Here is an 8,140-nt window from a genome sequence, read left to right on the forward strand (position 1 = left end):
CAGAGGAGTAAGAGATAGAGCTTTTTTCTTATATAGACTTGCTAAATTATATGCTTAAATATAGAATCCCTCAGATTGTTACGTTGACCCCTAAAATCAAAGCATTTAGAGCACAGTTCAGAGGAGTAAGAGATAGAGCTTTTTTCTTATATAGACTTGCTAAATTATATGCTTAAATATAGAATCCCTCAGATTGTTACGTTGACCCGTTACGTTGACCCATTGTTACGTTGACCCGTTGGATGAAGGTGAAGGGTGATTTTTTTCGATAAAATGGGCAAAAAAGAAATCCTCCACATGAAATGCAGAGGATTCGTGATCGCGACAGGATTCAAACCTGTAACCGGCTGATCCGTAGTCAGCTACTCTATTCAGTTGAGCTACGCGACCTTTTATAAATAAAATTGTTTGTGACCGCGACAGGATTCAAACCTGTAACCGGCTGATCCGTAGTCAGCTACTCTATTCAGTTGAGCTACGCGGCCATTCTGTTAATTCAAAAAGTGATCGCGACAGGATTCAAACCTGTAACCGGCTGATCCGTAGTCAGCTACTCTATTCAGTTGAGCTACGCGACCATTATTTTGTTTTAACGGGTGCAAAGATACGGACTTTTCCCGAACTAGCAAGCTTTTCAACGACTTTTTTGTAGAAAAATTATTCTATAAACCGATAATTAAACAGTTGCAAACCTATGCTTAACCCCACATTCCACTCTTTTCTTGGTGAACTATAATGATTTACATACGCAGAGATGTCTCCGAAAGGTAATTGGCATACCACAGAAATTTCTCCCAGATATTCGAATTTAGAAAACGCTTTTCCATAGTATGCTTTATTTAGTGAGTTTTTCTCAATCGGATAAATCGGCATAAATCCATAGAATTCTCCTCGAAGATGGAACATTTGATTTAAACGGTAGACCGGCCGAATGCCGACACCTACAAACTGATTGGCACGGAAAGCTTCATTATATGTCATTTTACTATGTAATGTGGGAGAGAATTCTCCAGCTTGCATCATTGTTGCTGTATAATTCTCAGAAAAGTTTTTGGAGGCATATAATGCTTTCAAATACCAGCCCAGAACCCAATGCTCACTCATATTATGGTATTTTTCCTTCATATAGGATAATTGCAGCCAAGAGTGGTGTTTCCTATTACTATTATCGCTAGTTGTCCCTTCACCAGGATAGAATCGTTCTCTTCCAACAAAAATTTGGGCTACAAGAGCTTCTCTGTATCCACGTGTGGGATATTGGCGGGCATTAAGGGTGCTTCCATTAAAGCTAATGGATCCCCCTAATAAATTATAACGGCTTTTGTCGTATTTGTCATTCCCGAAATCTATGATGTTTTTCTGAAAATATTTATCTTCTATTTTTGCGATTCCTATGCCGAATTCAGCTCGTTTACTTGAAAGAAAAGGTAAGCCTACTTGTAACTTTAAAAAGCGCTCGTCTTTTTGGTTAAAAGCCGGCTTGTCATTTCTAGAAAAAAGCTTGTCCTTTTTGAAATAATCGAAAGTGCTGATTGAACCTATGAGACGATATGACGTAGGTATAGCTGTGGCGAAATCTATCTTTGCCATAAATTGGATATTGTTATAGATCTTTCCAAGTTGTCCATCAAGAACAAATTCTTTAGCATAGTAATTCAAATCCTGATAACTCAGTCCTAGATAAATCTGATTGGAGTTGGAAGTAGATATATTCCCACCCAATCTTACTGCAAAATTATTCTCTAGTTTGACTTTTAAATGCAGGTCGTAAGTATCATCTTCCGGATTGTAAATCGCATGAGGAATGATTTCAGAAATCATTTTGTCTGAAAGCAGTCGAAAATAGCCTTGTTTTAAATCCTCATAGGTGAATTCTTTATTGTCCGATTTATGAAATTCTCTTTTTATGTAGGCTTGTTGTTGGGGATTGGCGCCATCAATAATAATATTTTTAAAGCGTAATTCGGGAAAATTGCTTTTATACACCATTCTTCTTAAACGTATATTGTCTGCGTTTACACGTCGGTGAATGCGACTCTTGATCGAGTCCATCATGCTGATAGTGCGATTATATCCTATATCATGCAGTTCGTCAATGCGTTGGAAATCCATCAAATTGACATTGTCATATTTGAAAGTCATAGATATTCCTACAGAATCGGGAATGGAATAGTCGGTTTTTTGCATTACCATATTTTCTATCTGACTCATAAGGTCATCTTCTTTAGGCTTGGTGGGATTGGTAGATACAATGCTTCCTATAATAATGTCAGGATGAAAATCATCTTTCATGACATCTGTAGGGAAATTGTTGTAAATCCCTCCATCATAAGCTAACACATTGTTTATTTCAATAGGCTTGAACATGAATGGAAAGCTCATTGAAGCTCTGACCGCATCTCCTAGATCTCCGTTTCTCATTATCAATTGCTGCTTGTTATATACATCGGACGCAATACAACGGAAAGGAACGAAGAGCTTATCAAAATCTCCTTTACATGCAGCTGTAGCACGTGCGTACAGATCAACAAAAACGAGATTCATCTGAATCGGATTCACTACGCTGGTGGGAAGAAACTGTGGTTTCAGATTCTTTAGCGAGTCTTTGAATGAAAAACGAATATTAAAGAATTCAGGAGTCGGGAGATTTTTCTTGAAATGATATACATACTTTTCTTCCACTTCTCCGGAATACCATCGTTTGAAGTCTTCAGACTTTAACAGTTCCACCATATCATCGGGAGAATATCCCATAGCATATAAGGAGCCGATGATGGCCCCCATAGAGGTACCTGCAATATAATCAATAGGTATATTGTTTTCTTCTAAAGCGCGGATAATACCAATATGCGTTAATCCTTTTGCACCGCCACCGCTTAATACTAATCCTACTTTTTGGGCATGGATAGCCGGAATAGTCAGCCATAAAGTAATTAACACAAAAAGAATTTTTCTCATAACCCAAGTCAAGCAATTGATATTTCTGTCTATTAAGTGTTCAAATATATGCAATACTTTTCAATTTATCGATATTTTGCCACTTGTTTTAAAGTGAAAAAGAGCATTACAACGTGAATTTAACGTTGAATGCTCTTTTGAAAGTTATGTAATGTTTAAAAGGGGCGATGTTAAATCAGCTCAATGCTACGTTTTACGAAGTTGTTCAATGCTTCCCCTCTTAACATATTATTTTGCAATAAAGCTAAGTCAATCAGTTGACGGATAACTTTATTATTGCTGGCATAACCTGCGAAGATAGCTTCTTTCTTACTCTTCAGATCATCCCATTTCTTATCTAAATCATTTAGTTCATCTTTTTCAGCTGTTGGGATATCTTCATCTTTCTTACCTTTCTGCTTATCTTTCAACTCATTGCGTTTTTTGTTGATGCTATCCATTTCAGATTGTATCGGGGTTACCTCTGCATGGCAAGCTCCTTCTTCTTCATTTAATACTTGTTTTATCAGTTTGTGGTCGGAATTCAGTATTAAATTGAACATATCAGGCATTTCGCCATAGAAACTCATTCCGGCTTGTATGTTTGCCATTTCTTTCATACGACGCATATATTCGCTTTGAGTAATCATTACCGGAGCAGAATTTTCTCCCAATGCTTGTGTCATGACATTAAACTCGACTTTATCCATTTTAGGAAGTTGACTTTTGAAGGCTGTTGTGATAGCATCTTGCTTGTCTGCTTCCAATATTTCGCCTTTCTTATCTTCTTTAACGATAAGATTGTCGATAACATCACTATCAACACGGGTAAAGCGAGACTTCTCCAGCTTTTGTTCCAACATGCTTATCATAGCTACGTCTAACTGGCCATCCATAAGCAAAACATTGTATCCTTTATTGGTGGCAGCTTCAATGTAACTATATTGTTCATCTTTGTTGTTAGCATACAGATAGATCAGATTTCCATCTTTATCTGTTTGATTATCTTTAATAAGAGTCTGGTATTCTTCGAATGTGTAATGCTTGTCATTTGTATCGGTGAAAAGGGCAAATTTTTGCGCTTTATCATAGAAGTCCTCTTGTGTGAGCATTCCATAATTGATAAATATTTTTAAATCATTCCACTTTTCTTCAAATTGTTTGCGATCATTCTTGAAGATGGATTGCAGACGGTCGGAAACTTTCTTTGTGATATAGGTTGAGATTTTCTTCACGTTTGAATCACTCTGTAAATATGACCGGGAAACATTCAACGGAATGTCTGGAGAATCTATCACTCCATGCAACAGTGTCAAGAAGTCCGGCACAATACCTTCAACAGAATCTGTAACATATACCTGATTGCAATATAATTGAATTTTGTTTTTATTTAGTTCAATATTGCTTTTTACTTTCGGGAAATAAAGAATTCCAGTCAAATGGAATGGGTAGTCGACATTCAGATGAATCCAGAAAAGTGGTTCGTCAGACATCGGATACAACTTACTATAGAATGATTTGTAATCTTCATCCGATAGTTCGCTAGGTTTGCGAGTCCATAGGGGAGTTGTATCATTGATGATATTATCTTCGGCTGTATCTATCTGTTTGCCATCTTTCCATTCTTTTTTCTTCCCAAATGCAATAGGAACAGGAAGGAAACTGCAATATTTCTTCAAAAGTCCGGAGATGCGGGCTTCTTCAAGAAATTCCTTGCAGTCATCATCAATGTACAAGATGATATCCGAGCCTCGATCTGCTTTTTCCACTTCTTCAATTGTAAATTCAGGACTACCGTCGCAAGTCCATTTTACAGCTTGTGCGCCGTCTTTATATGACTTAGTGATTATTTCTACTTTCTTTGCAACCATAAAAGCAGAATAGAAACCTAATCCGAAATGACCAATGATGGCATTTGCGTCATTTTTGTATTTCTCGAGGAAATCATTTGCTCCAGAGAATGCAATCTGATTGATATACTTTTCGATTTCTTCTGCAGTCAGACCAATACCGCGATCGGAAATGGTAATAGTATCTTTGCCTAATTCAACATGAATGGTTAAATCACCTAACTCACCTTTAAACTCTCCGATAGAAGCTAGTGTATTCAGCTTCTGAGTAGCGTCTACTGCATTGGATACTAACTCACGAAGAAAAATCTCATGGTCACTATACAAGAACTTTTTGATAATAGGAAAAATGTTCTCTGTTGTAACTCCAATATTACCTTTCTGCATAATACGTATATTTTTTAGTTTATCTATTGATTAATTTTAATTGATACTTACTCAGGTAGAGAACAAAAAAAATGCCACGACCCGAAGGTCTGACATTATGACATACTTAATATTGATTCCAAACATGGACAATATAATCTTATTCTTGAGTAATAGCTTTCATTTCTAATTCACCCTTTTCTCCATTAAGAGAGACTTGAATGATGTCTTTTTCTTTTAAAGACGAAGAAATGATGAGTTCTGATAACCCGTCTTCCAAATAGGTTTGAATAGCTCGTTTTAAAGGACGGGCACCATACTGCACATCGTATCCTTTGGTTGCTATGAACTCTTTCGCTTTATCTTCGATAATTAATTTATATCCAATAGATTCAATTCTATTATATAATCCTTTCAGCTCTATATCAATAATCTTTGTAATTGCTTCCAGAGAGAGCTGGTCGAATGTGATAATTTCATCTACTCGATTAATAAATTCAGGAGCGAATGATTTATTTAAAGCTTTTTGGATTACACTTCGCGAGAATTCTTTGTCGTCAAGGCGGCTTTGTGTTGCAAATCCGACCCCTCGTCCAAATTCTTTCAACTGACGGGTTCCGATATTGGAGGTCATGATGATAACAGTATTTTTAAAGTCTACCATCCTGCCATAACTGTCAGTCAGACGTCCTTCATCCATTACTTGAAGCAAGATATTGAATACATCCGGATGCGCTTTTTCTATTTCATCAAGCAATACAATAGAATATGGTTTGCGGCGTACTTTTTCTGTTAATTGTCCCCCTTCTTCATATCCTACGTATCCCGGAGGTGCTCCGACCAGTCGTGAAACCGTAAATTTCTCCATATACTCACTCATGTCTATACGAATCAGTGCATCGGCTGAACCAAACATATATTTGGCTAATTCTTTGGCTAAATGGGTCTTACCAACCCCCGTTGGACCTAAAAACATAAATGTGCCAATTGGTTTATTGGGATCTTTTAATCCTACACGGCTTCGCAATATTGCTTTTACCAACTTTTCTATGGCCGTATCTTGCGCTATGACTTTAGATTGCAGATCTTCTTTCATGCCGGCTAGCTTAACACCTTCGGCTTGTGCCATACGTTGTACAGGAATACCTGACATCATTGATATAACGTTGGCGATCTCTTCTGCATCAACGGTCTGCCTATTTTCCTTCAGACTGGCTTCCCACTCTTTTTTCATCTCGTCTAATCGAAGAGAGAATTCTTTTTCTTTATCCCGAAAACTGGCTGCAAGTTCAAAGTTCTGAGATTTAACTGCTTCATTTTTCTTACTTTTAGCTTCTTCGATCAATTTTTCCTGCTCTTCTATCTCTTTAGGAACATTAATGTTAGTAAGATGTACCCGTGAACCGGCTTCATCCAAAGCATCAATAGCCTTATCAGGGAAATTGCGATCTGTGATATAGCGGTCTGTCAGCTTGACACATGCTTCCAATGCTTCATCAGTATAAAAAACATTATGATGGTCTTCATACTTGTCCTTGATGTTATGTAAAATTTGAAGAGTTTCCTCAGCCGTAGTTGGTTCTACTATTACTTTTTGGAAACGACGTTCAAGAGCACCGTCTTTTTCAATATTCTTACGGTACTCATCAAGGGTGGTAGCGCCAATACATTGTATTTCTCCTCTAGCCAATGCCGGTTTTAACATATTCGCAGCGTCCATAGAGCCTGCAGCCGACCCTGCACCTACAATTGTGTGAATCTCATCGACAAACAGAATTATATTGGGATTCTTCTGTAACTCATTTAGAATGGAACGAATACGCTCTTCAAATTGTCCGCGATATTTGGTACCCGCTACGACAGCTGTCATATCCAGAGCCACAACTCGTTTATCAAACAAAATTCGTGAAACCTTTTTCTGAGTAATTCTTAAAGCAAGTCCCTCAACAATAGCTGATTTCCCTACACCCGGTTCACCTATTAGAATAGGGTTGTTTTTTTTACGGCGGCTTAAGATTTGGGCCAAACGTTCAATTTCTTTTTCTCTGCCGACTACTGGATCTAATTTTCCTTCTTCTGCCGCTTTTGTCATATCCGTACCGAAATTGTCAAGTACCGGTGTGTCATTAGATGGCTTTTTCGAAGCTGTTTGTGCCTGTTGACGCTCTTCAGTATTGCCTCTTCCGCTTGAGCGGGGGGAAGACATTTCTTCATCTTCATCGTCATCTTCAGTAAACATTCCAGCATTTATGTCTGGCTGCAATGTCACCTGTTCCAATACTTTTGCGTAATTGATGTTATTTGCTTCAAGTATGGAGGCTGCTACATTCTTTTTTTCTCTTAAAATTGCCAACAGAACATGTTCTGTGTCAGCGATGTTACTTTTCATTCCACGTGCTTCTAAAATACACATTTTTAATATTTTTGCCGCGTCATTAGACAACGACACTTCTGCGTCAGGTAATAACATATCATCAGCTTCTACCTTTAGCTGAGCTTCAATCTGCTGTTTGATGGCAGTCAGATTGGGATTGAGTTTAGACAATATCTCGATAGCTTTTCCTTCACCGTCACGGAGCATACCCAGAAGCAGGTGTTCTGGACCTATGTACCTACTTCTCAACCGATTCGCTTCTTCTTTACTATAGACGATAATGTCGGAAACTCTTTGTGAGAATTGATTATTCATACTTTCTTCCTTCTTTTCTAAGGGTTATTCACTCGCAAATATACGCATTAAATCAAGTTTGTATTGCAATATTTGCTTTATTTCTTATATCTACAAATGGCGTGCCATAAAAATGCTACATTTGCATTATATATAATAAGGTATAACAAATGGCTGGATGCTTTTTGCCGATATTCCATAGCCTTTATAGCCTAATTTATTATTTTTCTCTTTTTGTTTTCGTATTTTAAAGCTTAGTTGGGTATCATTCTGTTCATAATAAAACTTTCTTTCCAAAAACTTTCGTATATCCGGGAAA

Annotated in this window: 3 protein-coding genes, 3 tRNA genes and 1 pseudogene; 1 reads left to right on the forward strand and 6 read right to left on the reverse strand. The window is 37.4% G+C overall.

Features of this window, described 5'->3' with window-relative positions:
* Nucleotides 1-89 precede the first annotated feature (89 nt).
* Nucleotides 90-176 (forward strand): annotated as a pseudogene (locus BACFIN_RS22840) (transposase); the annotation flags it as partial.
* A 140-nt stretch (nucleotides 177-316) separates the two neighbouring features.
* On the opposite strand, the gene BACFIN_RS00565 reads toward BACFIN_RS22840, so the two are convergent.
* The 6 genes from BACFIN_RS00565 to BACFIN_RS00540 form a co-directional block, all read right to left on the reverse strand.
* A tRNA-Arg gene (locus BACFIN_RS00565) sits at nucleotides 317-390 on the reverse strand.
* Nucleotides 391-411: 21 nt separating this feature from the next.
* A tRNA-Arg gene (locus BACFIN_RS00560) sits at nucleotides 412-485 on the reverse strand.
* Nucleotides 486-504: 19 nt separating this feature from the next.
* Nucleotides 505-578, reverse strand: a tRNA-Arg gene (locus BACFIN_RS00555).
* A 79-nt stretch (nucleotides 579-657) separates the two neighbouring features.
* The gene (locus tag BACFIN_RS00550; RefSeq protein WP_007758201.1) at nucleotides 658-2,958 is read right to left on the reverse strand and encodes a patatin-like phospholipase family protein; all 2,301 of its coding nucleotides are present in this window, start codon (nucleotides 2,956-2,958) and stop codon (nucleotides 658-660) included.
* A 170-nt stretch (nucleotides 2,959-3,128) separates the two neighbouring features.
* A complete protein-coding gene (htpG, locus tag BACFIN_RS00545; protein ID WP_007758202.1) occupies nucleotides 3,129-5,174 on the reverse strand; it encodes a molecular chaperone HtpG in 2,046 nt (681 codons plus the stop codon).
* Between the two features lie 139 nt (nucleotides 5,175-5,313).
* Nucleotides 5,314-7,842, reverse strand: a complete 2,529-nt coding sequence (locus BACFIN_RS00540; protein ID WP_007758203.1) for an ATP-dependent Clp protease ATP-binding subunit — start codon at nucleotides 7,840-7,842, stop codon at nucleotides 5,314-5,316.
* Between the last annotated feature and the right edge of the window lie 298 nt (nucleotides 7,843-8,140).

It is taken from the genome of Bacteroides finegoldii DSM 17565, from assembly GCF_000156195.1.
Taxonomy (GTDB): domain Bacteria; phylum Bacteroidota; class Bacteroidia; order Bacteroidales; family Bacteroidaceae; genus Bacteroides; species Bacteroides finegoldii.

What these genes read in the sequence shown, in the direction of transcription:
- BACFIN_RS00540 (WP_007758203.1), bottom strand. Translation starts at nt 7,842, where the DNA reads ATGAATAATCAATTCTCACAAAGAGTTTCCGACATTATCGTCTATAGT.
- BACFIN_RS00550 (WP_007758201.1), bottom strand. Translation starts at nt 2,958, where the DNA reads ATGAGAAAAATTCTTTTTGTGTTAATTACTTTATGGCTGACTATTCCG.
- htpG (WP_007758202.1), bottom strand. Translation starts at nt 5,174, where the DNA reads ATGCAGAAAGGTAATATTGGAGTTACAACAGAGAACATTTTTCCTATT.